This is a genomic window from Aquabacterium humicola (assembly GCF_030167915.1).
Taxonomy (GTDB): domain Bacteria; phylum Pseudomonadota; class Gammaproteobacteria; order Burkholderiales; family Burkholderiaceae_C; genus Pseudaquabacterium; species Pseudaquabacterium humicola.
This window is the reverse complement of record NZ_JARGNB010000001.1, coordinates 1,448,480-1,473,020: the sequence shown is the minus strand read 5'-3', so window position 1 is coordinate 1,473,020 and position 24,541 is coordinate 1,448,480. Positions and strand designations below refer to the sequence as shown.

The window sequence follows — 24,541 nt, the reverse complement described above, 5'->3', positions numbered from 1 at the left end:
GGCCCTTCAGCCGAGCCAGCTGAAGACCGCCGGCAGGCGGTCCGGCAGCACCGGCACCGCGTCGCGCCACGCGCGCACGCTCAGCGTCCGGCACCAGCCACCGGGCAGCGTCAGGCCGCAGGCGATCGACAGGCGCGTTGACGGCTGCAGGTGCTGCAGCAGCGCGGCCAGCAGCGCCGCGTTGCGGTAGGGCGTTTCGATCGCCAGCTGGGTCTGGTTCTGCCGGCGCGACAGCACGTCGAGATCTCGGATGCGCGCGGCGCGTTCGGTCGCCTCGACCGGCAGGTAACCCACGAACGCGAAGCTCTGGCCGTTGAGGCCGCTCGCAGCCAGCGCCAGCAGCAGCGAGCTCGGGCCGGACATCGGCAGCACGACAAGGCCCTGGGCATGGGCGGCCGCGACCAGCGCGGCGCCGGGATCGGCGATCGCGGGCAGGCCCGCTTCGGACAGCAGCCCGATGTCGTGGCCGGCAAGCGCCGGCACCAGCAGCGGTCCGAGGTCCTGCGGCGCCTCGTCGGCCTGGCCCTTGCGCGGCCGCGGCAGCTCGCGGATGTCGATGCCCTGCAGCGGCTGCGCCAGCGGCACGATCCGGTCGACGCGCTTGAGAAAGGCACGTGTGCTCTTCGCGTTCTCGGCGACCCAGTGGCTCAAGCCCGCGGCCTGGGCGATCACCGCCTGCGGCAGCACCTCGTGCAGGTCGACTTGGGCCTCCGTGCCGAGGTCAAGCGTGTTCGGCACCAGCAGCAAGCGGCCCGGGGCGGTCATGCGCGAAGCGGGTCGAGACCGGCCGCGCGCAGCATCGCGCAGGTGCGGATCAGCGGCAGGCCGACCAGCGCCGTCGGATCGTCGGAGTCGATCGCCTCGAGCAGGGCGATGCCCAGCGTCTCGCACTTCGCGCTGCCGGCGCAGTCGTAAGGCTGCTCGGTGCGCAGGTAGTGCTCGATCTCGGCGTCGCCGAGCGCGCGGAATCGCACCGTCACCGGCGCCCGCTGCACCTGCTCGAAACCGGTCGATGGCCGCAGCACCGCGACCGCGGTGTGGAACACGACCGCGCGGCCCCGCATCGACCGCAGCTGCGCGACGGCGCGCTCATGCGTGCCGGGTTTGCCGATCGGCTGGCCGTCGAGCTCGGCGACCTGGTCCGAGCCGATCACCACCGCGCCGGGATGGCGGCTGGCGACCTCGCGCGCCTTGGCCAGCGCGAGGCGCTCGGCCAGCGCCGCCGGGGCTTCGCCGGGGTGCGGCGTTTCGTCGACCTGCGGCGCCACCGACTGGAACGGCAGGCGCAGGCGTTCGAGCAGCTCACGCCGGTAGCGCGACGTCGAGCCGAGAATCAGCGGCAGGGTCATCACGGGATTCTCCCATCGGCCGCTCGTACACTGACTCCATGAAGTCGCGTTCCCAAGACCCGCTGCGCCTCGATGTGGCGGCCTTTGCAGCCGAAGGCGGCGAGCTGGCCGGGCAGTGGCCCGGTTCGTCGCTCGAGCGCCTGGCGGGCTCGCAGTCGCCGCCGCAGGACACGCCGATCGCCGACGTCGAGTGGCGCGCCGCTGGCGAACGTCGTCCCGTCACCGGCGGCGAACCGGAACTGTGGCTGCAGCTGTCGGCCCGCACGCCGGTGTGGCTGACCTGCCAGCGCTGCCTGCAGCCGATGCAGGAGCCGCTGGCGATCGACTGCCGGTTGCGTTTCGTGCGCGGCGAAGCCGAGGCCGAGGCGCTCGATGCCGAGCTCGAGGACGACGTGCTGGCGCTGCCGCGTTGGCTCGACCTGCGCGAGCTGGTCGAGGACGAATTGCTGCTGGCGCTGCCGTTGGTGCCGCGCCATGAACGCTGCCCGACGCCGCTGCAGTTCGACGAGGGGCCGGCCGGAGGCGACGAGGCCGAGATCGAGGAGCGGCCGAATCCGTTCGCCGCGCTCGAGGCGCTGAAGAAGGGGCGATCGACTTCGGGCGGTTGAGTGCGCCTGGGGTAGTGATTTCCCGTGCCATGGTATAGTCGCGGGCTTTTCCCGGCGGGATGGGCTACAGGCGTCGAGTCGCAGCCATCCCCGCAGCAATACCTACCCGCACGCCGATCGATCGAATCGATTCTGGCGTCCGGTTCCGATCAGGAGTTTTCCATGGCCGTCCAGCAGAACAAGAAGTCGCCGTCCAAGCGTGGCATGCACCGCTCGCACAACGCCCTGGTCACCCCGGGTACCGCGATCGAGCCGACCACCGGCGAAGTGCACATGCGCCACCACATCAGCCCGACCGGCTTCTACCGCGGCCGCAAGGTGCTGAAGACCAAGCAGGACGCCTGATCGTCCTGCGGACCCGGCAGGACGCCGCCCGCGTGCTGCCCCGTGGCGCAACGACGCTGCGACCGACAAGTTTCAATGCCGACGATGCCCGGCTCCGCATGACGTGGGGCCGGGCATTTGTCGTTGTCGGTGCCTTCGTCCGGCGATGCATGGCCGGGCCGGCCCGCTTGTCTCCGGCGACCGCTTCGCCTACCGTCGCGCTTCCCTGAATCCGGGCAAGCCTGATTCCAGGCCGGCAAGACCGGCCCGGCAGGGCGCCCCACAATAAGCACCGTGTCCTCGACGTCGTCCCTTCAACCGCTGGAGCGCGTGCGCGTGGCCGTCGACTGCATGGGCGGCGACCATGGCCCCTCCGTCACGCTGCCGGCCTGCCGCAGCTTCCTCGACAGCCATCCCCACGCCGAACTGCTGCTCGTCGGTACCGAAGAAGCGCTGCGACCCGCCGCGGGCTGGGCGCGTTGCACGCTGGTGCACGCCAGCGAAGTGATCGAGATGGACGATGCGGTCGAGGTCGCGTTGCGCCGCAAGCGCGATTCGTCGATGCGCGTGGCCATCGCGCAGCTCAAGGCCGACGACGAAGGCCAGGCGAAAGCCGATGTCTGCGTGTCCGCAGGCAACACCGGCGCGCTGATGGCGGTGGCGCGCTACGTGCTGAAGACCTTCGCCGGCATCGATCGCCCGGCGATCGCCGCGTTGTTGCCGAACGCGCGCGGCGGCTTCACCAAGGTGCTGGACCTCGGCGCGAACGTCGACTGCACCGCCGAACACCTGCTGCAGTTCGCGGTGATGGGCAGCGCGCTGGTCAGTGCACTCGACGGCAAGGACGAACCCAGCGTCGGCCTGCTGAACATCGGCGAAGAAGCCATCAAGGGCAGCGAGATCATCAAGCAGGCCGGCGAGCTGCTGCGCGCGGCCGCCGCCGCCGGGCAGCTGAACTTCCACGGCAACGTCGAGGGCAACGACATCTTCAAGGGCACGACCGACCTCGTCGTCTGCGACGGCTTCGTCGGCAACGTGGCGCTGAAGACCTCCGAAGGCCTGGCCGGCATGCTGACGCAGATGATCAAGCAGGAGTTCTCGCGCACGCCGATGTCCAAGGTCGCGGCGCTGGTGGCGCTGCCGGTGCTCAAGCGCTTCCGGGACCGCGTCGACCACCGGCGCTACAGCGGTGGCGCGCTACTCGGCCTGCGCGGACTGGTCTTCAAGGCGCACGGTTCGTCCGATGCCTTCGCCTTCGGCAAGGCGTTGGAGCGAGCGTATGATGCCGCCCGCAATCGCCTGCTCGACCGCGTGCACGATCGCATCCGCGACACGCCGGCAGTGCTGCCGGCCGCGCCGGACGAACCAGCCGCGGCCCACGCTGCATGACTCCCACATCCCCCGCACCCGCCCGCTACTCCCGCATCACCGGCACCGGCAGCCTGCTGCCGCCGCGCCGCGTCAGCAACGACGACCTGGCCCGCGAGCTGGCTGCCCGCGGGGTCGAGACGTCGGATGAATGGATCGTCGCGCGCACCGGCATCCGTGCGCGCCACTTCGCGGCGGCCGACGTCTCGGCCAGCGACCTCGCCGTCGAGGCGGCCCGCCACGCACTCGAAGCGGCCGGCCGCCAGGCGTCGGAGATCGACCTGATCCTGGTCGCGACCTCGACGCCCGACATGGTGTTTCCGTCGACGGCCTGCATCGTGCAGCGCAAGCTCGGCGTGCATGGCTGCGCCGCGTTCGACGTGCAGGCCGTGTGCTCCGGCTTCGTCTATGCGCTGACCGTCGCCGACTCGATGATCAAGACCGGCGCCGCGAACCGCGCGCTGGTGATCGGCGCCGAGGTCTTCTCGCGCATCCTCGACTTCAACGACCGGGGCACCTGCGTGCTGTTCGGCGACGGTGCCGGCGCCGTGGTGCTCGAGGCCAGTGATCGTCCCGGCATCCTGGCCACCGACCTGCATGCGGATGGCCGCCATGTCGACATCCTCTGCGTGCCGGGCCATGTGTCCGGCGGTCAGGTGCTCGGGGACCCGCTGCTGAAGATGGACGGCCAGGCGGTGTTCAAGCTCGCCGTCGGCGTGCTCGAGTCCGCGGCGCGTGCGGTGCTCGAGAAGGCCGGCCGCAGCGATGCTGACATCGACTGGCTGATTCCGCACCAGGCCAACATCCGCATCATGCAGGGCACGGCCAGGAAGCTGAAGCTGCCGCTGGACAAGCTGATCGTCACGGTCGACGAGCACGGCAACACCTCGGCGGCCTCGATTCCGCTCGCGCTCGACGTCGCGGTGCGCAGCGGCCGCGTGAAGCCCGGCGATACGCTGATGCTCGAAGGCGTCGGCGGCGGCTTCACCTGGGGCGCGGTGCTGCTCGACTTCTGAGTCTCTTCTTCTCAGCCACATCCGATCAACGATGAGTTCGTTCGCTTTCGTCTTTCCTGGCCAGGGCTCGCAGGCCGTCGGCATGCTCGACGCTTGGGGCCACCATCCGGCCGTGCGGGGCACGCTCGACGAAGCATCGACGGCGCTGGGCCAGGACATCGGCGCGCTGATCGCCCACGGCCCGAAGGAACAGCTCGACCTGACGACCAATACGCAGCCGGTGATGCTCACCGCCGGCATCGCCTGTTATCGCGCATGGCTCGCCGAAGGCGGTGCCGCGCCGGCGGCAGTCGCCGGCCACTCGCTCGGCGAGTACGCCGCGCTGGTTGCCGCGGGCGCGCTGAGCCTGGGCGATGCGCTGCCGCTGGTGCGCTTCCGTGCACAGGCGATGCAGGAAGCGGTGCCGGTCGGCGCGGGCGCGATGGCGGCGATCCTCGGTCTCGATGCCTCCGCGGTGATCGAAGGCTGCCAGCGCGCGGCCGCCGAGTCGGGCGAGGTCGTCTCGGCCGCGAACTTCAATGATCCGAAGCAGACGGTCATCGCCGGCACCAAGGCTGGCGTCGACAAGGCCTGCGAGCTGCTGAAGGCCGCCGGCGCCAAGCGCGCGCTGCCGCTGCCGGTGTCGGCACCCTTCCACTGCAGCCTGATGAAGCCGGCGGCCGAGCGCCTGCGCGAGCGTCTGGCGGGCGTGCAGTTCGCCGCGCCATCGCTGCCGGTGATCAACAACATCGATGTCGCGACGCCGAGCGACGCGCAGGCGATCCGCGATGCGCTCTACCGCCAGGCCTTCGGCCCGGTGCGCTGGGTCGAGGTGATGCAGGCGCTGCGCGCGCGCGGCATCACGCACGTGGTCGAGTGCGGGCCCGGCAAGGTGCTGTCCGGCATGGTCAAGCGCATCGACGCCGAGATGGTGTCGGGCGCGCTGTACGACCCCGCGACGCTGCAGGCAAGCAAGGAGCTGCTGGCATGAGCGAACCGAAGCAAGTCGCGCTGGTGACCGGCGCCTCGCGCGGCATCGGCCGGGCCATCGCGTCGACCTTGGCCGCCAGGGGCTACACGGTGATCGGCACGGCGACGACCGACGCCGGCGCCGCGGCGATCAACGAGGCGCTGGCGCCGCACGGCGGCCGCGGCGTGGCGCTGAATGTCAACGACGCGCCCGCGGTCGATGCCGCGATCGACGCGATCGTCAAGGCCGACGGCGGCCTGCAGGTCCTGGTCAACAACGCCGGCATCACGCGCGACACACTGGCCATGCGCATGAAGGACGAGGACTGGGATGCCGTGCTCGACACCAACCTGAAGGCGGTGTTCCGGCTGTCGCGGGCGGTGATGCGCACCATGATGAAGCAGCGCTACGGCCGCATTGTCAACATCACGTCGGTCGTCGGCGCCTCGGGCAATGCGGGCCAGGCCAACTATGCGGCGGCCAAGGCCGGCGTCGCGGGCATGACACGTGCCCTGGCGCGTGAGCTCGGCAGCCGCAACATCACCGTGAACTGCATCGCGCCCGGCTTCATCGCCACCGACATGACCGACGGGCTGCCCGAGGCGCAGAAGGCCGCGCTGCTGCAGCAGATTCCGCTCGGCCGCCTCGGCACGCCCGAGGAGATCGCGCACGCGGTGGCCTTTCTCGCCAGTCCCGAAGCCGGCTACATCACCGGCGCGGAGCTTCATGTCAACGGCGGCATGTTCATGAACTGAGCGCCCAACCGCATCCCTCGCCGGTCCCGCCCGGCCGGTGCGGCGCTGCCTTCGTCGGGCGTCCTAGAGCGGACACCCCAGCGCCATTAGAATCCCGGGCTGGTTTTTGCATTCACTCCTGGAGGAGTCATGAGCGATATCGAATCCCGTGTCAAGAAGATCATCGCCGAGCAACTCGGCGTGCCTGAGACGGATGTCACCAACGAGAAGGCCTTCGTGGCCGATCTGGGCGCCGACTCGCTCGACACGGTGGAACTGGTGATGGCGCTCGAAGACGAGTTCGGCATCGAGATCCCCGACGAGGAAGCCGAGAAGATCACCACGGTGCAGCTGGCGATCGACTACGCGGTCAAGCACCAGAAGACCTGATTCGAGAGCATCGCGCATGAGCCGTCGACGTGTCGTCATCACCGGCCTCGGGCTGATCAGCCCGGTCGGCAACAGCGTGGCCGAAGGCTGGGCGAACCTGGTGGCCGGGCGCTCGGGCATCGACACGATCACGCGCTTCGATGCGTCGCCGTTCGCGTGCCGCTTCGCCGGCGAGGTCAAGGGCTTCAACGTCGAGGACTACATCCCGGCGAAGGAAGCCCGCCACATGGACACCTTCATCCACTTCGGGATGGCGGCGGCGATCCAGGCGGTGACCGACGCGGGACTGCCGACCGGCGACGCGCTGAACGAACAGCAGGCCGAGCGCATCGGCTGCCTGGTCGGCTCCGGCATCGGCGGCCTGCCGATGATCGAAGGCACGCACCAGGAGTACGCCGATCGCGGTCCGCGCCGCATCTCGCCGTTCTTCGTGCCGGCCTCGATCATCAACATGATCTCCGGCCACATCTCGATCAAGTACGGCTTCACCGGCCCGAACCTGGCGATCGTCACCGCCTGCACCACCGGCTTGCACTGCATCGGCGAAGCCGGCCGGCTGATCGAGTACGGCGATGCCGACGTGATGATCGCCGGCGGTGCCGAATCGACCGTCTCGCCGCTGGGCATCGGTGGTTTCGCCGCGGCGCGCGCGCTGTCGACGCGCAACGACGACCCCAAGACCGCGTCGCGTCCGTGGGACAAGGACCGCGACGGCTTCGTGCTCGGCGAGGGTGCCGGCGTGATGGTGCTCGAGGAATACGAGCATGCGAAGGCGCGCGGCGCGAAGATCTACGCCGAGCTCGCGGGCTTCGGCATGGGCGCCGATGCCTTCCACATGACGGCCCCGAATGTCGACGGGCCGAAGCGCTCGATGATGGCCGCGCTGCGCAACGCGCGCGTCAACGCGCAGGACGTGCAGTACCTCAACGCCCACGGCACCTCGACACCCCTGGGCGACGTCAACGAGACCAACGCCATCAAGCTGGCGTTCGGCGACCATGCGAAGAAGATGGTGATCAACTCGACGAAGTCGATGACCGGCCACCTGCTCGGTGGCGCCGGTGGCATCGAGTCGGTGTTCACCGCGCTCGCGCTGCATCACCAGGTGTCACCGCCGACCATCAACATCTTCAACCAGGATCCGGAGTGCGATCTCGACTACTGCGCCAACACGGCGCGCGAGATGCGCATCGACATCGCGGTGAAGAACAACTTTGGCTTCGGCGGCACCAACGGCACGCTGGTTCTGCGCCGGGCCTGACGGGCGACGGCCTCGCATGCGGGCGGCGCCGCCGGCAGTCGACATCGAACTGGGCTGCGGCCGACGCGAACGTGCCGCTGCGGCAGCGCTGTACGGGCTGGCCGGTGCGGTGATCGCCGTCTGGCTGTGCCTGCTCCTCGAGCGCAATCCGGTGCTGCCGGCGTTCGCCGCTGCGCTGGCCGGCCTGGCCGTCGGCGCGAAGATCCTGCGTCCCGTGTGCGGGCACCTGCGGTGGGACGGTGCCGCCTGGACCCTCGCACAGCCCGGGCACACGCCCCTGGCGCTGCGGCGGGTCCGACTGCAGATCGACCTCGGCGGCTGGCTGCTGCTGCGCATCGAGCCGATCGGCCCGGCCCGTCCGGGCTGGTGCGGCATCGCCCAGAAAGACATCGGCGCGGCCTGGCATGGCGTGCGTCTTGCCCTTTACCAAGGGCCGATGGATGCCGACACCCTTGCGCTCGACGACGGAGCGACCCGATGACCGTCGACCAGGCCGACGTGCTGCTGGTCGATCGCGCGAAACGTGGGGATACCCGTGCCTTCGAGATGCTGGTGGTCAAGTACCAGCGCCGCATCGAGCGCCTGATCGCGCGCATGGTCCGCGACGTCGACCTTGTGCAGGACATCGCCCAGGAAACCTTCATCCGCGCCTATCGGGCGCTGCCGCAGTTCCGCGGCGAGAGTGCGTTCTACACCTGGCTCTACCGCATCGCGGTCAACACCGCCAAGAAGGCGCTGGTGGATCTGAAGCGCGACCCGCTCGTGGTGGAATCCGCACTGGCGTCGGTGTCGGATGACGATGACGAAACTTCCCGGGTGGAGCGCGAACTAACCGACGGCGCAACGCCGGAGGCGGTGTTGGCCAGCAAGGAGATCGCCGAGACGGTCAATGCCGCGATCGCAGCCTTGTCGGAGGATCTGCGACAGGCCATCACCCTGCGCGAGATCGAAGGCCTCAGCTACGAAGAGATTGCCGAGATGATGAATTGCCCCATCGGCACGGTGCGTTCGCGCATCTTCCGGGCGCGCGAGGCCATCGCTCAGCGGCTGCGGCCGCTGCTCGATACGCGCGAGGGCGAACGATGGTGATGGTGAGCCTCGGCGCCGGTGCACGGGTCGGCGCCTTCGACGGAGTCGTACGAAGATCATGTTGAACAGCTCGGGTTCTTCCTCGGAGGCGATGCGCCAGTCCCTGTCGGCGCTGATGGACGGCCGCCCGGATGGTGCGGGCCTCGACGGCGCGTGTTCGGCGTGGCGGGCAGAAAGCCAGGCGCGCGAGTGCTGGCACACCTACCACCTGATCGGCGATGTGCTGCGGTCGGATGAGCTGGCCGTTCGGCCGGCGCGCGACGAAGCTTTTCTCGCCGGCCTGCGCGAGCGCCTGGCCAGCGAGCCGGTGCCGCTGGCGCCGTCGCATGAGCGCGGGCGCTGGCGGCAGCGCTTGGTGGCCCCGGTCGCGGTGGCTGCGGGTTTTGTCGCGGTGGCGGGCGTGCTGGTCGTGCTGAGGGTGGTGCAGCCGGAAGCGGCCGACGGCGTACCGATCGCCGCCAGTGCCGGCGCGCAGGTGATGGCCGATGGCCAGCTGGTGCGCGACGCCCGCCTGGACCGTTACCTCGCCGCGCACCGTCGGGTGAGCCATGGCGCGGCGGTGCAGGTGCCTGGTGCGGTGGTGCGCAGCGTCGAGACCGTCGTGCTCGAGCCCAAGTGAGCATGCAGCCGGTGAGCGAGCGCCGCCGATTCGGGCGGGTGGGTGTCGGCGTCGTCCTGCTCTCCTGCGCCACCCTGAGCGTGGCGCAGGCGGTCAGCGACCCCGCTCAATGGCTCTCGCGCATGAGGCAGGCGGCGACCAATCGCACCTACCAGGGCACAATGGCCTTCTTCGCGGGCAGTCAGGTGACCAGCTCGCGCGTCACCCACATCAGCGAAGGCCGTGAGCGCTACGAGCGCATCGAAGCACTCGACGGTCAGATGCGGCAGCAGTTCCGGCACAACGGCGCGGTGCTGACGCTCTGGCCCCAGACCAAGGTGGCCGTGATCGAGCAGATCGAGCCGATCGCCGACTTCCCGGCGCTGCCGGCCTCGAGCCAGCGCGCGCTGGAGAGCTACGAGCTGAAGTCGATGGGCGCGGATCGTGTCGCCGGCCACGAGGCGGAGGTGTTGCTGCTGAAGCCGCGCGATGCGCTGCGATTCGGGCAACGGCTGTGGGCCGAACGGGAAACCGGGCTGCTGCTGCGCACCGAGGTGCTCGGTGCGAAAGGCGAGGTGATCGAGTCCGCCTCGTTCACCGACCTCGCCATCGGCGGCAAGCTGGCGTCGGACAGCGTGCTCAAGCCGATGAAGAAGAAGCTCGACGGCTACCGCATCGTGCGGCCGCAGGCCCAGTCGACGCAGCTGGACACCGAGGGATGGAGCCTCAAGGGCAGCGTGCCCGGCTTCCACTTGCTCAACTGCGTCAAACGCCCGCTCGATGCGACCGGCGGCGAGGGTGTCGCCGACCTGCAGGTGCTGCAGTCGGTCTTCTCGGACGGCTTGACGCATGTGTCGGTGTTCATCGAGCGCTTCGATGCACAGCGCCACAAGCCGATGCGCACGATGCTGGGTGCGACGCACACGCTGATGAACCGGCACGGCGACTGGTGGGTAACGATCGTCGGCGACGTGCCGATGGCCACCGTCCAGCAGTTCGAGTCCCTGCTGCAGCGTCGGCCTTGAACGCGCCGCAAGATCCGGCACTGGCAGACGGGCGCCGCGCATCGATCCGAGGCGCGGCGGCACCCCATTTCAGGAGAAGCATTCCATGTTGATCGCATCGACGGGCCGTCGCGCCCTCGGTCGTGCCCTGCTGGCGCTCGTGCTGGTCGCGCCGGGCGTACCGCTCGTGGCCGCGGCACAGTCCCGCGTCGAGCTGCCTGACTTCAGCGAGCTCGTCGAACGCGTCGGTCCGTCGGTCGTCAACATCCGCACGCTCGAACGCTCGCGCGGCGGTCCCGAGCGCGGCGTCGATCCGAACCTCGAGGAGTTCTTCCGCCGTTTCGGCATTCCGCTGCCGGGCGGCCGCGGCGGCCCGCGCGGGGGTGGACAGCCGGACGAGGAGCCGCAGCAGCGCGGTGTCGGCTCGGGCTTCATCCTCAGCGCCGACGGCTACGTGATGACCAACGCCCATGTCATCGACGGTGCCGACGAGGTGCTGGTGACCTTGACCGACAAGCGCGAGTTCAAGGCCAAGCCGATCGGCTTCGACAAGCGCACCGACGTGGCGGTCGTGAAGATCGAAGCGGCCGGGCTGCCGGCCGTGCGCATCGGCGACGTCAACCGGCTGAAGGTCGGCGAGTGGGTGATGGCCATCGGCTCGCCGTTCGGCCTGGCCAACAGCGTCACCGCCGGCATCGTCAGCGCGAAGGCCCGCGAGACCGGCGACTACCTGCCGTTCATCCAGACCGACGTGGCGATCAATCCGGGCAACTCCGGCGGTCCGCTGATCAACCTGCGCGGCGAGGTCGTCGGCATCAACTCGCAGATCTACAGCCGCTCGGGCGGCTACATGGGCATTGCCTTCGCGATTCCGATCGACGAGGCGATGCGTGTCGCCGACCAGCTGCGCAGCACCGGCCGGGTGATCCGCGGGCGCATCGGCGTGACGATCGCACCGGTCACGAAGGAAGTGGCCGAGTCGATCGGCCTGGGCAAGCCGGTCGGTGCGATGGTGCGGGGTGCGGAGTCCGGCGGGCCGGCCGAGAAGGCCGGCATCGAGGCCGGCGACATCATCACCAAGGTCGACGGCAAACCCATCGAGAGCTCGGCCGACCTGCCGCGTATCGTCGGTGGTATCAAACCAGGCTCGAAGACGACGCTGCAGGTGTTTCGCCGCGGCGGCTACCGCGACCTGACGGTGACCGTCGCCGAGTTCGAGGCCGAACAGACGCCGCGGATCGCGCAGTCCGACAGCGGGCCCGCGGCCTCTGCCAAGACGGCGCTCGGCCTGGCCGTCAGCGAGTTGACGGATGCGCAGCGACGCGAGCTGAAGATCCGGGGCGGGGTGCGTGTGGACGCGGTCGATGGTGCGGCTGCGCGCGCGGGCCTGCGCGAAGGCGATGTGATCCTGACACTGGACAACACGGAGATCACCGACGTCAAGCAGTTCCAGGCGGTCGCCGCGAAGGCCGAGAAGTCGCGCGCCGTCAGCGTGATGGTGCGCCGCGGCGAGTGGGTGAACTACCTCGTGATCCGGCCGGGCCGCTGAGCCGCCGCGACCAGCCAAGCCGACTGCGCCGCCGGGTCTTTCCGTATCGTGGAATGGGCCGGTCGATCATTGCGGCCCCGGTCGGGCAGGACGCTTGCGCGGTTTGCAGTTCTTGCCAGACGCGAAGTTTGTAGGTGCATGCTAACTTTTGAAGCCGAAGAGATTGAGTACGGACTTGGTTAGAATTCGCGCTGTTTGGCCACTGTTTAGCGCAGTCGTCTTCGCGCACTCCGGGTTCACCCGCTTGCATCGCGATGACTCGACAAGCTGTGGATAAGCTGTTGATGATTTGTGTCTGTTGGCGCTCCGCAACGACCAGAAAACACGCAACGGCGCGGCTTCCAGCCGGATCGTTTTGGCTACAATGAAGGCCCAACAAGCAGTTGCCATACGTTTTGTTGGAAGGCGCGTCTCCTCTTTGGACGTGCCTTTTTTTTAGCTTGAACGAGGGCCTCGCGGCCCCTTGCGCCACGCCCGTGGCGCGCGCTCGGCACCCTGGCGCTTCGAACGGCACGAAGCCCGCCAGCCATCCGCCGGGCGACGATCTGCACACTGCATGGACCACATCAGAAACTTCTCGATCATTGCCCACATCGACCACGGCAAGTCGACGTTGGCCGATCGACTGATCCAGCGCTGCGGCGGCCTCTCCGATCGCGAGATGGAAGCGCAGGTGCTCGACTCGATGGACATCGAGCGCGAACGCGGCATCACGATCAAGGCCCAGACCGCGGCGCTGCAGTACACCGCGCGCGACGGCCGCGTCTACAACCTCAACCTGATCGACACCCCCGGCCACGTCGACTTCTCGTACGAGGTCAGCCGTTCGCTGTCTGCCTGCGAAGGCGCGCTGCTGGTCGTCGATGCGAGCCAGGGCGTCGAGGCGCAGACGGTGGCCAACTGCTACACCGCGCTCGACCTGCACGTCGAGGTCGTGCCGGTGCTCAACAAGATGGATCTGCCGCAGGCGGACCCGGACAACGCGAAGGCCGAGATCGAGGAAGTGATCGGCATCGATGCGAGCCATGCGATCCCGTGCTCGGCGAAGACCGGCGAAGGCATCGACGACATCCTCGAGGCGGTGATCACGCGCATGCCCGCGCCGCGCGGCAATCCGGACGGCCCGCCGCGCGCGATGATCATCGACAGCTGGTTCGACAACTACGTCGGCGTCGTCATGCTGGTGCGCGTGGTCGACGGGCGTCTCGCGAAGGGCGACCGCATCCGGCTGATGGCGACCAGCGCGGTCTACCCGCTCGAGCAGCTCGGCGTCTTCACGCCGAAGGCGGAACCGCGCGAGGAACTGCGTGCCGGCGAAGTCGGCTTCCTGATCGCCGGCATCAAGGAGCTGAAGGCCGCCAAGGTCGGCGACACCGTCACGCTCGAGAAGAAGCTGCCGAACAATGCCGGCCCGGCCAGCGAGCCGCTGCCCGGCTTCAAGGAAATCCAGCCGCAGGTCTTCGCCGGTCTCTATCCGACCGAAGCGAGCGAGTACGACGCGCTGCGCGATGCTCTGGAGAAGCTGCAGCTCAACGACAGCTCGCTGCGCTACGAGCCCGAGGTGAGCCAGGCGCTGGGCTTCGGCTTCCGCTGCGGCTTCCTCGGCCTGCTGCACATGGAGATCGTGCAGGAGCGCCTCGAACGCGAGTTCGACCAGGATCTCGTCACCACCGCGCCGAGCGTGGTCTACGAGGTCGAGCTCAACGACGGCACCGTGCTGGAAGTGGAGAACCCCAGCAAGATGCCCGACCAGGGCCGCATCCGAGAGATCCGCGAGCCCATCGTCACGGTGCACCTGTACATGCCGCAGGACTCGGTCGGCCCGGTGATGACGCTGGCCAACCAGAAGCGCGGCGTGCAGATGAACATGGCCTACCACGGCAAGCAGGTCATGCTGACCTATGAGCTGCCGCTGGCCGAGATCGTGCTGGACTTCTTCGACAAGTTGAAGAGCGTGTCGCGCGGCTACGCATCGATGGACTACGAGTTCAAGGAGTACCGCGCCGCCGACGTCGTGAAGGTCGACATCATGATCAACGGCGACCGGGTCGATCCGCTGGCGATGATCGTGCACCGCGGCCAGTCGCAATACCGCGGGCGCGCGGTCGCCGCGAAGATGCGCGAACAGATCCCACGCCAGATGTACGACGTGGCGATCCAGGCGGCCATCGGCGCCAACATCATCGCGCGCGAGAACATCAAGGCGCTGCGCAAGAACGTGCTGGCAAAATGCTACGGGGGCGACATCACGCGCAAGAAGAAGCTGCTCGAGAAGCAGAAGGCTGGCAAGAAGCGCATGAAGCAGATCGGCACCGTGGAGGTCCCGCAGGAGGCCTTCCTCGCCATCCTGCAGGTCGAGGACTAGAAGAGAACCACCGGGATGATGAGTGCACTCACCGTCGCGCTGTTCGGCGCGCTCGCGGTCTACCTCGGCGGTTGGTACGCCGGCTACTGGATCGGCAACTTTTCGCTGCTGCTGTTCGTGATGACGGTAGTGACGCTGGGCTACTGGCTGGCCGAGCGCCTGCGCTTCGCGCCGGCACGGGCCGCGGCTGCCGATACCCTCGCGTCGCAGGACGCGCAGCGGCGCGCGGACCTCGCCCGCATGGGCATCGAGAAGGTCGACGGCGACGTCGAGCTCGCGCGCCAGAAGGTGCTGGAGCAACCCTGGTGGCTGGACTGGACCGCCGGCCTCTTTCCGGTGATCCTGATCGTCTTCCTGCTGCGGTCGTTCCTGTTCGAGCCGTTCAAGATTCCGTCGGGCTCGATGATCCCGACGCTGCTCGTCGGCGACCTGATCCTCGTGAACAAGTTCCACTACGGCATCCGCCTGCCGGTGCTCAATACCAAGATCGTCCCGAACAACGAGCCGAAGCACGGCGACGTGATCGTCTTCCGCTATCCGGTCGACCCGCGCATCGACTACATCAAGCGTGTCGTCGGCCTGCCGGGCGACGAGGTGAGCTATCAGAACCAGCGGCTGTCGATCAACGGCAAGCCGGTCGACCTGAAGGCCCTGGGCGACTATTACGACGAGGACAGCATGCGCTATGCGCCGCGCTTCGCCGAGAAGCTCGGTAGCATCGAACATGACCTGCTGGTGCAGCCCACCGGATCGTCGGCCTTCCGGCCGCTGGAAAGCTTCCAGCGCTTTCGCGACCAGTGCCGCTACAGCGCCGAAGGTGTGACCTGCAAGGTGCCGGCCGGCCACTACTTCGTGATGGGCGACAACCGTGACAACTCGCAGGATTCGCGCTTCTGGGGTTTCGTGCCCGACGAGAACATCGTCGGCCGGGCATTCTTCGTGTGGATGAATTTCGGTAACCTACGGCGTATCGGCAGCTTCCACTGAGCCCTCGGCTCGACACGCCCACCATGACCCGACCCTTCGTTCATCGATCCCAGCGTGGCGTCACGCTGATCGGCCTGCTGATGTGGGCCATCGTGTTCGGGTTCATCGGGTATGTGCTCGTGCGGACCGTGCCGACGGTGATCGAGTACCAGGCGATCCAGAAGGCCGTCACCAACATCGCCGCCAACCCGCCGCCCACGGTGGCCGGCATTCGGGCGGCATTCGACCGGCAGAAGGAAATCGAGTATTCGATCGAGTCGATCACCGGCTCCGACCTCGAGATCACGAAGGAAGAGGGCAAGGTGGTCATCCGCTTCTCGTATCAGAAGGAGGTCGAGCTGATCAAGCCGGTCTTCCTGCTGATCAAGTACGAAGGGCGCTCGCAGTAGGACTGCCGAATGCCCGGCGCCGACATGGACCAACGACTGGATGCCCTGCAGGCCCGCCTCGGCCATCGGTTCGAGGACGCCGGGCTGCTGCAGCGCGCGCTGACGCACCGCAGCTTCGGCGCCGACCACAACGAGCGGCTCGAGTTCCTCGGCGACGCCGTGCTGAACCTCGCCGTGTCGAGCCTGCTGTTTGATCGCTTCGCCGGTTCCGACGAAGGTGATCTCACCCGCGTCCGGGCCCACCTCGTGCGGGAAGACAGCCTGCACCGCGCTGCCTTGCAGCTCGGCCTGCCCGAGGTGCTACGGCTGTCCGAAGGCGAGGCGCGGGGCGGTGGCGCGCAGCGGCCGTCGATCCTCGCCGACGCGGTCGAGGCCGTGGTCGGCGCGGTCTACCTCGATGGGGGCTTCGAGCCGGCACTGCAGCTCGTGCGGCAGCTGTTCGGCGAGCTGATCGCCGGCAGCGACGCCGACAGCTGGAGCAAGGACCCGAAGACCGAACTGCAGGAATGGCTGCAGGCGCGACGGATTCCGGTGCCGAGCTACCGCATCGTCGCGACACGCGGCCAGGCGCATGCGCAGACCTTCGAGGTCGAATGCGCGGCACCGACGCTCGGCGTCTCCGAGCAGGGCGAGGGCCGATCGCGCCGCGCCGCCGAGCAGGAAGCCGCGCGGCGCCTGCTGATCAAGCTGAAGGCCAGCGACCGCCCTGGCGGCCCGCTGCGCTCCTGAACCTTTCCCGCGAGGCCCCAATGAGCGAAACCTCCGCCGGCGCCGCAGCCGCGCAGCGCTGCGGCCTGATTGCCGTTGTCGGCCGGCCCAACGTCGGCAAGTCGACGCTGGTCAACGCGCTGGTCGGCCAGAAGATCAGCATCACGTCGAAGAAGGCGCAGACCACGCGCCACCGCATCACCGGCGTGCGCACCGACGGCGATGCGCAGTTCGTCTTCGTCGACACCCCCGGCTTCCAGACTCGCCACAGCACGGCGCTCAACCGCAGCCTGAACCGCACCGTGCAGGGCGTGCTGGCCGACGTCGATGTCGTGCTTTTCGTCGTCGAGGCCGGCCGCTTCGGGCTGGACGATGCCAAGGTGCTGGCGCTGCTGCCGAAGGACAAGCCGGCGATCCTGGTCGCCAACAAGCTCGATGCGGTGCAGCGCCGCGCCGACCTGCTGCCCTGGCTCAAGAGCATGCAGGAACGACACCCCTTCGCGGAGTTCGTGCCGCTGTCGGCGCGCCAGAAGGCCGACATCGAGCGCCTGCTGAAGATCGTGTCGCCCTACCTGCCCGAGCAGCCGTGGTTCTACGAGGCCGATGCGCTGACCGACCGCAGCGACCGTTTCCTCGCCGCCGAGCTGATCCGCGAGAAGCTCTTCCGCCTGACCGGCGACGAGCTGCCGTACAGCTCGACGGTCGTCATCGACAAGTACGAGGAGGAAGGCAACCTGCGCCGCATCGCCGCGACCATCATCGTCGAGCGCGACGCGCACAAGGGCATGGTCATCGGCGACGGCGGCGAGCGCCTGAAGCGCATCGGCAGCGAAGCGCGCCAGGACCTCGAGCGGCTGATGGATGCCAAGGTTTTCCTCGAGCTGTGGGTCAAGGTGCGATCGGGCTGGGCCGACGACGAGGAGCATCTGCGCTCCTACGGCTACGAATGAAGTCCGGCGCGCAGCCGGCCTTCGTGCTGCACCAGTGGGACTGGAGCGAGACCAGCCTGATCCTCGAGCTCTTCACGCGCGAGCAGGGCCGCGTGGCGGTCGTCGCCAAGGGCGCCAAGCGGCCGTACTCGCAGCTGCGCGCGGTGCTGCTGCCCTTCCAGCGCATCGCGGTCACGCTGAGCCGGCCGAAGGCCGACGAAGGCAGCGACATCCTGACCCTGCGCGCCGCGGAATATGCCGCCGGAGGCGTCGTGCTGCCGGCGCCGCGGCTGTTCGCCGGCTTCTACCTTAACGAGCTGCTGATGAAGCTGCTGGCGCGGCAGGACGCGCATGCGCTGCTGTTCGATGCCTACGCCGAGACGCTGCATGCGCTGGCCCTCGGCGGCGAGGAAGAGGGCCCCCTGCGGGCGTTCGAGCTGCTGCTGCTGCGCGAGACCGGCGTGCTGCCCGACCTCGCCTGCGACACCGCGACGCAGCAGCCGGTGCACCCCGGGCGCGGCTATCAGCTGCGCGCGGAGGCGGGCCTGGTCGCCTTCGCGGACAGCGCACTCGACGGTGGCCAGTGGCTGGCGCTGCAAGCGGCGCTCGATGCCGACGACCTCGAAGGGCTGCGCATCAGCGCCCCGTCGGTGCTGGCCGCGCTGAAGCCGCAGCTGCGCTCGCTGCTTCACTATCATCTCGGCTCGCCGCACCTGCGCACGCGCGCCGCGATGCTCGACGTGCGCCGCCTGCTCGACAAGGACTGAACCCTCGATGAATCCGCTCGTCGCCCCGGAAGCCGGTGCCCGGACGCAGCGCACCGCGCTGTCGGTCAACGTCAACAAGATCGCGCTGCTGCGCAATACGCGGCACCTGGGCATCCCGGACGTCGTGAAACTGTCGCGCATCGCGCTCGAAGCCGGCGCCCAGGGCATCACCGTGCACCCGCGGCCCGATGCGCGCCACATCCGCGCGCAGGACGTGCACGACCTGGCCGCGCTGCTGAAGGCCTGGCCCGAGGCCGAGTTCAACATCGAGGGCAACCCGTTCCACAACCTGATGGACTTCGTGCGCGCGCTGAAGCCGCACCAGGTGACCTTCGTGCCCGATTCGGAAGGCCAGTTCACCTCCGACCACGGCTGGAGCTTCCCGGCGGACCTCGCGCGCCTGCGGCCGCTGGTCGCCGAAGCGCAGGCCCTGGGCGTGCGCGTGAGCCTGTTCATGGACCCGCTGCCCGAGGCGATGGCCGCCGCGCGCTCGACCGGCGCCGAGCGCGTCGAGCTCTACACCGAGACCTACGCCAGCGCGCACGGCACGCCCGAGCAGGCGGGCGTGCTGGCGCGCTTCACCGCTGCGGCCGACGCGGCGCTCGCCGCCGGCCTGCAGCTCAACGCCGGCCACGACCTCAACCGCGCGAACCTCGCCGACTTCCTGCGCGCGGTGCCCGGCGTGCTCGAGGTGTCGATCGGTCATGCGCTGATCGCCGACGCGCTCGAGCTCGGCCTCGCACAAACCGTGCGCGACTACCAGCGCTGCATCCAGAGAGCCTTTGCGCCGGCTCGATGATCTACGGCATCGGCACGGACATCTGCGACCTGCGCCGCATCCGCGCGACGCTGGAGCGCCGCGGCGATCGTTTCGCCGAGAAGGTGCTGGGGCCGCGCGAGCTGCAGGTCTTCCACGCGCGACGCGCGCGCGTCGAAGCGCGCGGCGTCGCCTACCTCGCGACGCGCTTCTCCGCGAAGGAGGCGTTCTCGAAAGCCATCGGCCTGGGCCTTCGCATGCCGATGACCTGGCGTGCCTGCGAGATCCTGAACCTGCCCAGCGGCCAGCCGGTGCTGCGCCTGGACGGCGCGCTGGCCGACTGGTTCGCCGAGCGCCGACTGCGCGGCCACGTCACGGTGACCGACGAGACCGAGTACGCCGCCTCCTTCGTGGTCGTCGAGTCCATCGAGCACCCTCAAGACAAGCCATGACAGCCAAAGACAGCGGCCACGAACGCCAACCGGACGACGGCCGCGACGACGCTTTCAGCGGCCCGCTTGGCGGCCACAGCCCGGTGGTGATCGACATCGCCGGCCACGAGCTGAACCACGACGACCGGCGCCGCCTGCTGCACCCGATGTGCGGCGGCCTCATCTTCTTCACCCGCAACTTCCGTGACCGCGCCCAGCTGACCGCGGTGACTGCCGAGGTCAAGGCCTTGCGGGCCGACCTGCTGGTCACCGTCGATCATGAGGGCGGGCGGGTGCAGCGTTTCCGCCGCGACGGCTTCACCCACCTGCCGCCGATGCGCGTGCTCGGCGAGCTGTGGATGAAGGACGCGATGCGGGCGACCGCGGCGGCCAGCGCGGCTGGCTACGTGCTCGGTGCCGAGCTGCGCGCCTGCGGTGTCGACCTGAGCTACACACCGGTGGTCGACCTCGACCATGGCCACAGCGAAGTCATCGGCGACCGTGCGATGCACCGCGACCCGCGCGTCGTCGCGTTGCTGGCCAAGAGCCTGATGCACGGTCTGCTGCTCGCCGGCATGGCCAATTGCGGCAAGCACTTTCCCGCGCACGGCTACGCGGCGGCCGACAGCCACTTCGAGCTGCCGATGGACAAGCGGTCGCTGAAGGCCATCCTGGCCGAGGACGTACGGCCCTACGACTGGCTGTCGGACACGCTGACCAGCGTGATGCCGGCGCACATCGTGTTCCCGAAGATCGACAGCTGGCCAGCCGGCTTCTCGGCGCGCTGGCTGCGCGAGATCCTGCGCGGGCGCATCGGCTTCCAGGGCGCGATCATCAGCGACGACCTGAGCATGGCCGGCGCCCGGGCCGCCGGCAGTGCGCTCGACGGCGGTATCGCCGCGCTGAACGCCGGCTGCGACATGGTGCTGCTGTGCAACCAGTCGATCGTCGACGGCGGCGCGCCGGTCGATGTGCTGCTCGACGGCCTGCTCGAGGCCGCCGGGCGCGGTGCGTGGCAACCCGACGCGGTGAGCGAGGCGCGGCGGCTGGACCTGCTGCCGCTGACGCCGCCGCTGCCGTGGGACGAGCTGATGCATCACCCGGCCTACCAGCACGCGCTCGAGCGCCTGCCCTGAGTCGCCTTCGAGTCGGCCGCTGACTTCGGGCGACATGGCCCGACGTCATTGCCCGAAGTGCATCTGGTACTTGGCGCCGTCTGAGAACAGGCAGGCTCCGGTGCCGATCGATGCCCCGGTGACGACGTACTCGCACTGCGCGTTGATGCCGTTGGCGCCGTAGGCGTTGGCGATGCCGCGGCGGCCGGTGGTCGGTGTCGCCGACGGGCCCAGCACTTCGCGGTGGATGCGGCCGTAGAAACCGTGGCTGCCGTCGACCCGCGTCGACTCGCCCTGCAGCAGCGCGCCGCGGTAGGCCAGCGTGATGCTGCCGCGGCCGGTGTGGCTGTCGACCACCTGCGCGGTCAGCAGCCCGCCGGTATTGGCTTCCTTGTTCAACGGGTAGAGCCGCGCCTGCAGCGTGGTGGGCGCGGGCGGGGCGATCACCATCGGCGCAGCCGCCGCCGGGGCCGGCGGCACGATGAAGACGGGCGTTTGCGGGCCGTCATAAGACAGCGGCCGGCCGGTGCGGGGATCGACCGGCACGACATAACAGGCCGACAGCAGGGCGCCGGCGAGCGAGCACAGCGCGAGTGCCGGCAGGGCGTGTCGAAGGGCAAGGTTCATGAAGCCATCCGGGGCGCGGCAACATCGCCGCGCCGGCAGCTTCAGGGCTCGCATCGACCGCGCTCAAGCGCGCGCCGACGCGGTCGCGCCGCGCGCGCCGGGCCGGCGCATGCGGCGATACCGCGCGACCGTCAGGCGGCGGTCGTGGTGCCGGCCTCGAAGGGCAGCTTCAGCTGCGACAGGTCCTTGCGCGTCTCGACGAGCACCAGCGGGCCCTCATCGACCAGCGCCACCGGCTTGCGCTCGCGCGGCACATGCACCGGCGCCGGCGTGGCGGCGATGGCTTCCTGAACGGCGCGGATCTTCTCGGGGTCCGAGTTCACCCACTGCAGGCCCGAGCCCTCGGCGATGCGCTGCAGGTCGTCCATCGGCAGCACGAAGGGCTCGGCGCGGGCCAGCGTGGCACGCGTCGAGACCGCTGCCGGCTCGGCGTCGGTGACCAGCGGCAGCGCGCCGGCATCCGCGGCGGGCGCCAGCTCGGCGGCGGGCGTTTCGGTGGCCTGCTCGGCAGCGGCCTCGCCCGTCATCTCCGTGCCGGCCTCGTCCTCGCGGCGTTCGCGGCGGAAGCGATCGCGGCCACGGCCACGGCGACGGCCTTCGCCGGCGGTCTCGTCGGTTCCGGCCGGTGCGGGCTCGGCGATGCTCGCGGTGTCGGCATCGTCGCGCGGGGCGACGGGTTCGGCTCCCTCGGCATGCTCGAGGCCTTCGGCGCCCTCGCCGGTGCCCGGCGCACCGGTCTCGTCACCGCGACCGCCGCGGCCGCCCCGACGGCGGCGCCGGCGGCGCTGTTCGTCGCGCTCACCGCCCTCGGCCGCCTCGCCCGTTGCCAGGGCGTCGACCGGCGCCAGCTCGGCAGCAGCCAGCGTCTCGTCGGTCTCGACCGGCCGGGCTTCGCGTTCGGGACGCGGCCCGCGGCGCGGCGCGTCCGACTCGGCCGGACGTTCACCGCGGCGCTGGTCGCGCGCCTCGCGGCCCTCACGACCCTCGCGACCTTCACGACCTTCACGACCTTCACGACCTTCACGCGGACCGCGACCTTCGGGACGCCCTTCGGCACCGCGGCCCTCGCCGCGCGCTTCGCCCCGGCGCTGTTCGCCGCGCTCGCTGCGGCCTTCAGCGCCACGGCCCTCACCACGGCCCTCACCACGGCCACCGTCGCGCCCGCGTCCACCGCGTTCGCCACGCTCGCCTCCGCGTTCGCCGCGGCCACCGCGTTCGCCGCGACGGCCTTCGCGCTTGTCACCGGCCACCGGCGTTGCGGCAGCGGGCTGCGCGGCCGCGGCCGCGACCACCGGTTCAGGCGCCGGCGCCGGTGGCGGCGCGCCGAAGAGCTTCTTGATCCACGCGAAGAAGCCGCCGCCGGCCGCGGCCGGCGCCGGGCTGGCCCAGCTGGGGGTCGGCGGCGGTGCGCTGATCGGGGCCGGGACGACCGCCGCCGCGGCCACCGGCTCGGGCTTGGTTTCCTTCGGCGGTGCGATCGGTGCCGGCTGGTCGGGCAGCACGCCCTTGATCACCGGCTCCTGCTTCGGCTTCGCGCGTTCGTTGGCGTCGCGTCGGCGCGAGATCGAGACCTCGTCGTCCGGCTCCTCGATCATCGTGTAGCTGGCCTGCAGGTTTTCCAGGCGCGGGTCGTCGTGGCGCAGGCGCTCGAGCTTGTAGTTCGGCGTCTCGAGGTGCTTGTTCGGCACCAGCAGCACGGTGACGCGCTGCTTCAGCTCGATCTTCGTGATCTCGGTGCGCTTCTCGTTCAGCAGGAACGAGGTCACCTCCACCGGCACCTGCACGTGCACGGCGGCGGTGTTGTCCTTCATCGACTCCTCCTGGATGATGCGCAGGATCTGCAGCGCGGAGGACTCGGTGTCGCGGATGTGGCCGGTGCCGTTGCAGCGCGGGCAGGTGATGTGGTTGCCTTCGGACAGCGCCGGGCGCAGCCGCTGGCGGCTGAGCTCCAGCAGGCCGAACTTGCTGATCGACGAGAACTGCACGCGGGCCCGGTCCTGGCGCATCGCGTCGCGCAGGCGCTGCTCGACCTCGCGGCGGTTCTTCGACTCCTCCATGTCGATGAAGTCGACGACGATCAGGCCGCCGAGGTCGCGCAGCCGCATCTGGCGCGCGATCTCGTCGGCGGCTTCCAGGTTGGTGCGGGTCGCGGTTTCCTCGATGTCGCCGCCGCGCGTCGCGCGGGCGGAGTTGACGTCGACCGAGACCAGCGCCTCGGTGTGGTCGATGACGATCGCGCCGCCGGCCGGCAGGTTCACGGTGCGCGAGAACGCGGTCTCGATCTGGTGCTCGATCTGGAAGCGGCTGAACAGCGCCGCGTCGTCGCGGTAGCGCTTCACACGCGAGGCCGAGTCCGGCATCACGTGGTTCATGAACTGCTGCGCCTGATCGTAGATGTCGTCGGTGTCGATCAGGATCTCGCCGATGTCCGACGTGAAGTAGTCGCGGATCGCCCGGATCACCAGCGACGACTCCTGGTAGATCAGGAAGGCGCCCTTGCCGGCCTTGCTCGCCGCGTCGATCGCCGACCACAGCTTGAGCATGTAGTTCAGGTCCCACTGCAGCTCGGCGGCGGAACGGCCGATGCCGGCGGTGCGGGCGATCAGGCTCATGCCCTTCGGGTAGTCGAGCTGCTCGAGGTTCTCCTTCAGCTCCTCGCGGTCCTCGCCCTCGATGCGGCGCGACACGCCGCCGCCGCGCGGGTTGTTGGGCATCAGCACGAGGTAGCGGCCGGCCAGCGAGATGAAGGTGGTCAGCGCCGCGCCCTTGTTGCCGCGCTCTTCCTTCTCCACCTGGACCAGCAGTTCCTGGCCTTCCTTGATCGCGTCCTTGATGGTCGCGTTCTTCAGTTCGATGCCGTCGCGGAAGAACTGTTTCGAGATCTCCTTGAACGGCAGGAAGCCGTGGCGGTCCTCGCCGTAGTCGACGAAACAGGCTTCGAGCGAAGGCTCGACGCGGGTCACGACGGCCTTGTAGATGTTGCCCTTGCGTTGTTCGCGGCCCTCGATCTCGGTCTCGAAGTCGAGCAGCTTCTGCCCGTCGACGATCGCCAGGCGCCGTTCTTCCGGCTGCGTGGCATTGATCAGCATGCGCTTCATGTGCACTCCTCATCGCACGCGCGCCGCTGCTTGGCGGCCGCGCACGTCGGTCCGGTCACCGGCCCGCGGACGGGCTGGCGACTCTTTTTCGATGCACGAGATGCGCGCTGGAAGCCGAGTGAGGAATCG

Annotated in this window: 26 protein-coding genes; 22 read left to right on the top strand and 4 right to left on the bottom strand. The window is 69.3% G+C overall.

Features of this window, described 5'->3' with window-relative positions; translation table 11 throughout:
* Window positions 1-6: 6 nt before the first annotated feature.
* Both P1K89_RS06555 and P1K89_RS06550 read right to left on the bottom strand, forming a co-directional pair.
* A complete protein-coding gene (locus tag P1K89_RS06555; RefSeq protein WP_284615577.1) occupies window positions 7-765 on the bottom strand; it encodes an SAM-dependent methyltransferase in 759 nt (252 codons plus the stop codon).
* Complete coding sequence (locus P1K89_RS06550) at window positions 762-1,349, bottom strand: Maf family nucleotide pyrophosphatase (RefSeq protein WP_284615576.1); 588 nt, start codon at window positions 1,347-1,349, stop codon at window positions 762-764. The genes P1K89_RS06555 and P1K89_RS06550 overlap by 4 nt, the downstream gene beginning before the upstream one ends.
* A gap of 38 nt (window positions 1,350-1,387) precedes the next feature.
* Between P1K89_RS06550 and P1K89_RS06545 the strand changes: the two genes are divergently transcribed.
* From P1K89_RS06545 to nagZ, 22 genes are all read left to right on the top strand, one after another.
* The gene (locus tag P1K89_RS06545) at window positions 1,388-1,957 is read left to right on the top strand and encodes a YceD family protein (RefSeq protein ID WP_284615575.1); all 570 of its coding nucleotides are present in this window, start codon (window positions 1,388-1,390) and stop codon (window positions 1,955-1,957) included.
* A 162-nt stretch (window positions 1,958-2,119) separates the two neighbouring features.
* Window positions 2,120-2,302 carry a 50S ribosomal protein L32 gene (rpmF, locus tag P1K89_RS06540; RefSeq protein ID WP_284615574.1) on the top strand — a complete coding sequence of 61 codons (183 nt, stop codon included), beginning with the start codon at window positions 2,120-2,122 and terminating at the stop codon, window positions 2,300-2,302.
* A 309-nt stretch (window positions 2,303-2,611) separates the two neighbouring features.
* Window positions 2,612-3,670 carry a phosphate acyltransferase PlsX gene (gene plsX / locus P1K89_RS06535; RefSeq protein WP_439897968.1) on the top strand — a complete coding sequence of 353 codons (1,059 nt, stop codon included), beginning with the start codon at window positions 2,612-2,614 and terminating at the stop codon, window positions 3,668-3,670.
* Complete coding sequence (locus P1K89_RS06530) at window positions 3,667-4,665, top strand: beta-ketoacyl-ACP synthase III (RefSeq protein WP_284615572.1); 999 nt, start codon at window positions 3,667-3,669, stop codon at window positions 4,663-4,665. The genes plsX and P1K89_RS06530 overlap by 4 nt, the downstream gene beginning before the upstream one ends.
* 31 nt (window positions 4,666-4,696) lie before the next feature.
* Window positions 4,697-5,635, top strand: coding sequence for an ACP S-malonyltransferase (gene fabD / locus P1K89_RS06525; RefSeq protein WP_284615571.1), 939 nt, complete (start codon window positions 4,697-4,699; stop codon window positions 5,633-5,635).
* Window positions 5,632-6,369: a 3-oxoacyl-ACP reductase FabG gene (gene fabG, locus P1K89_RS06520; RefSeq protein WP_284615570.1), complete on the top strand. Its 738-nt coding sequence runs from the start codon at window positions 5,632-5,634 to the stop codon at window positions 6,367-6,369. The genes fabD and fabG overlap by 4 nt, the downstream gene beginning before the upstream one ends.
* A gap of 129 nt (window positions 6,370-6,498) precedes the next feature.
* Window positions 6,499-6,738: an acyl carrier protein gene (gene acpP / locus P1K89_RS06515; protein WP_284615569.1), complete on the top strand. Its 240-nt coding sequence runs from the start codon at window positions 6,499-6,501 to the stop codon at window positions 6,736-6,738.
* A gap of 16 nt (window positions 6,739-6,754) precedes the next feature.
* The gene (fabF, locus tag P1K89_RS06510; protein WP_284615568.1) at window positions 6,755-7,999 is read left to right on the top strand and encodes a beta-ketoacyl-ACP synthase II; all 1,245 of its coding nucleotides are present in this window, start codon (window positions 6,755-6,757) and stop codon (window positions 7,997-7,999) included.
* A gap of 16 nt (window positions 8,000-8,015) precedes the next feature.
* Window positions 8,016-8,480: a hypothetical protein gene (locus P1K89_RS06505; protein ID WP_284615567.1), complete on the top strand. Its 465-nt coding sequence runs from the start codon at window positions 8,016-8,018 to the stop codon at window positions 8,478-8,480.
* Window positions 8,477-9,088 carry an RNA polymerase sigma factor RpoE gene (gene rpoE, locus P1K89_RS06500; protein WP_284615566.1) on the top strand — a complete coding sequence of 204 codons (612 nt, stop codon included), beginning with the start codon at window positions 8,477-8,479 and terminating at the stop codon, window positions 9,086-9,088. Before P1K89_RS06505 ends, rpoE begins: the two co-directional genes overlap by 4 nt.
* 91 nt (window positions 9,089-9,179) lie before the next feature.
* Window positions 9,180-9,707: a sigma-E factor negative regulatory protein gene (locus tag P1K89_RS06495; protein WP_284615565.1), complete on the top strand. Its 528-nt coding sequence runs from the start codon at window positions 9,180-9,182 to the stop codon at window positions 9,705-9,707.
* A gap of 2 nt (window positions 9,708-9,709) precedes the next feature.
* Window positions 9,710-10,711 (top strand): MucB/RseB family sigma factor regulatory protein, encoded by a 1,002-nt coding sequence (locus tag P1K89_RS06490; RefSeq protein WP_284616322.1) that lies wholly within the window; start codon window positions 9,710-9,712, stop codon window positions 10,709-10,711.
* Window positions 10,712-10,796: 85 nt separating this feature from the next.
* Window positions 10,797-12,239: a DegQ family serine endoprotease gene (locus P1K89_RS06485; protein ID WP_284615564.1), complete on the top strand. Its 1,443-nt coding sequence runs from the start codon at window positions 10,797-10,799 to the stop codon at window positions 12,237-12,239.
* 556 nt (window positions 12,240-12,795) lie between these two features.
* Window positions 12,796-14,604, top strand: coding sequence for a translation elongation factor 4 (gene lepA, locus P1K89_RS06480; RefSeq protein WP_284615563.1), 1,809 nt, complete (start codon window positions 12,796-12,798; stop codon window positions 14,602-14,604).
* Window positions 14,605-14,622: 18 nt separating this feature from the next.
* Window positions 14,623-15,591: a signal peptidase I gene (gene lepB / locus P1K89_RS06475; protein WP_284615562.1), complete on the top strand. Its 969-nt coding sequence runs from the start codon at window positions 14,623-14,625 to the stop codon at window positions 15,589-15,591.
* 23 nt (window positions 15,592-15,614) lie between these two features.
* Window positions 15,615-15,980 carry a DUF4845 domain-containing protein gene (locus tag P1K89_RS06470; protein ID WP_284615561.1) on the top strand — a complete coding sequence of 122 codons (366 nt, stop codon included), beginning with the start codon at window positions 15,615-15,617 and terminating at the stop codon, window positions 15,978-15,980.
* A 24-nt stretch (window positions 15,981-16,004) separates the two neighbouring features.
* Window positions 16,005-16,709 (top strand): ribonuclease III, encoded by a 705-nt coding sequence (gene rnc, locus P1K89_RS06465; RefSeq protein ID WP_284615560.1) that lies wholly within the window; start codon window positions 16,005-16,007, stop codon window positions 16,707-16,709.
* Between the two features lie 20 nt (window positions 16,710-16,729).
* Window positions 16,730-17,638: a GTPase Era gene (gene era / locus P1K89_RS06460; RefSeq protein WP_284615559.1), complete on the top strand. Its 909-nt coding sequence runs from the start codon at window positions 16,730-16,732 to the stop codon at window positions 17,636-17,638.
* Window positions 17,635-18,384 (top strand): DNA repair protein RecO, encoded by a 750-nt coding sequence (recO, locus tag P1K89_RS06455; protein ID WP_284615558.1) that lies wholly within the window; start codon window positions 17,635-17,637, stop codon window positions 18,382-18,384. The genes era and recO overlap by 4 nt, the downstream gene beginning before the upstream one ends.
* 7 nt (window positions 18,385-18,391) lie before the next feature.
* Window positions 18,392-19,183, top strand: a complete 792-nt coding sequence (locus P1K89_RS06450) for a pyridoxine 5'-phosphate synthase (RefSeq protein WP_284615557.1) — start codon at window positions 18,392-18,394, stop codon at window positions 19,181-19,183.
* Entirely contained in the window at window positions 19,180-19,593 is a 414-nt protein-coding gene (gene acpS / locus P1K89_RS06445; RefSeq protein WP_284615556.1) for a holo-ACP synthase, read from the top strand. The genes P1K89_RS06450 and acpS overlap by 4 nt, the downstream gene beginning before the upstream one ends.
* The gene (gene nagZ, locus P1K89_RS06440; RefSeq protein ID WP_284615555.1) at window positions 19,590-20,708 is read left to right on the top strand and encodes a beta-N-acetylhexosaminidase; all 1,119 of its coding nucleotides are present in this window, start codon (window positions 19,590-19,592) and stop codon (window positions 20,706-20,708) included. Before acpS ends, nagZ begins: the two co-directional genes overlap by 4 nt.
* Window positions 20,709-20,753: 45 nt before the next feature.
* On the opposite strand, the gene P1K89_RS06435 is transcribed toward nagZ, so the two are convergent.
* Window positions 20,754-21,314 (bottom strand): hypothetical protein, encoded by a 561-nt coding sequence (locus P1K89_RS06435; RefSeq protein ID WP_284615554.1) that lies wholly within the window; start codon window positions 21,312-21,314, stop codon window positions 20,754-20,756.
* A gap of 131 nt (window positions 21,315-21,445) precedes the next feature.
* On the bottom strand, window positions 21,446-24,412 hold the full coding sequence (locus P1K89_RS06430) for an Rne/Rng family ribonuclease (RefSeq protein WP_284615553.1): 2,967 nt from the start codon (window positions 24,410-24,412) through the stop codon (window positions 21,446-21,448).
* Between the last annotated feature and the right edge of the window lie 129 nt (window positions 24,413-24,541).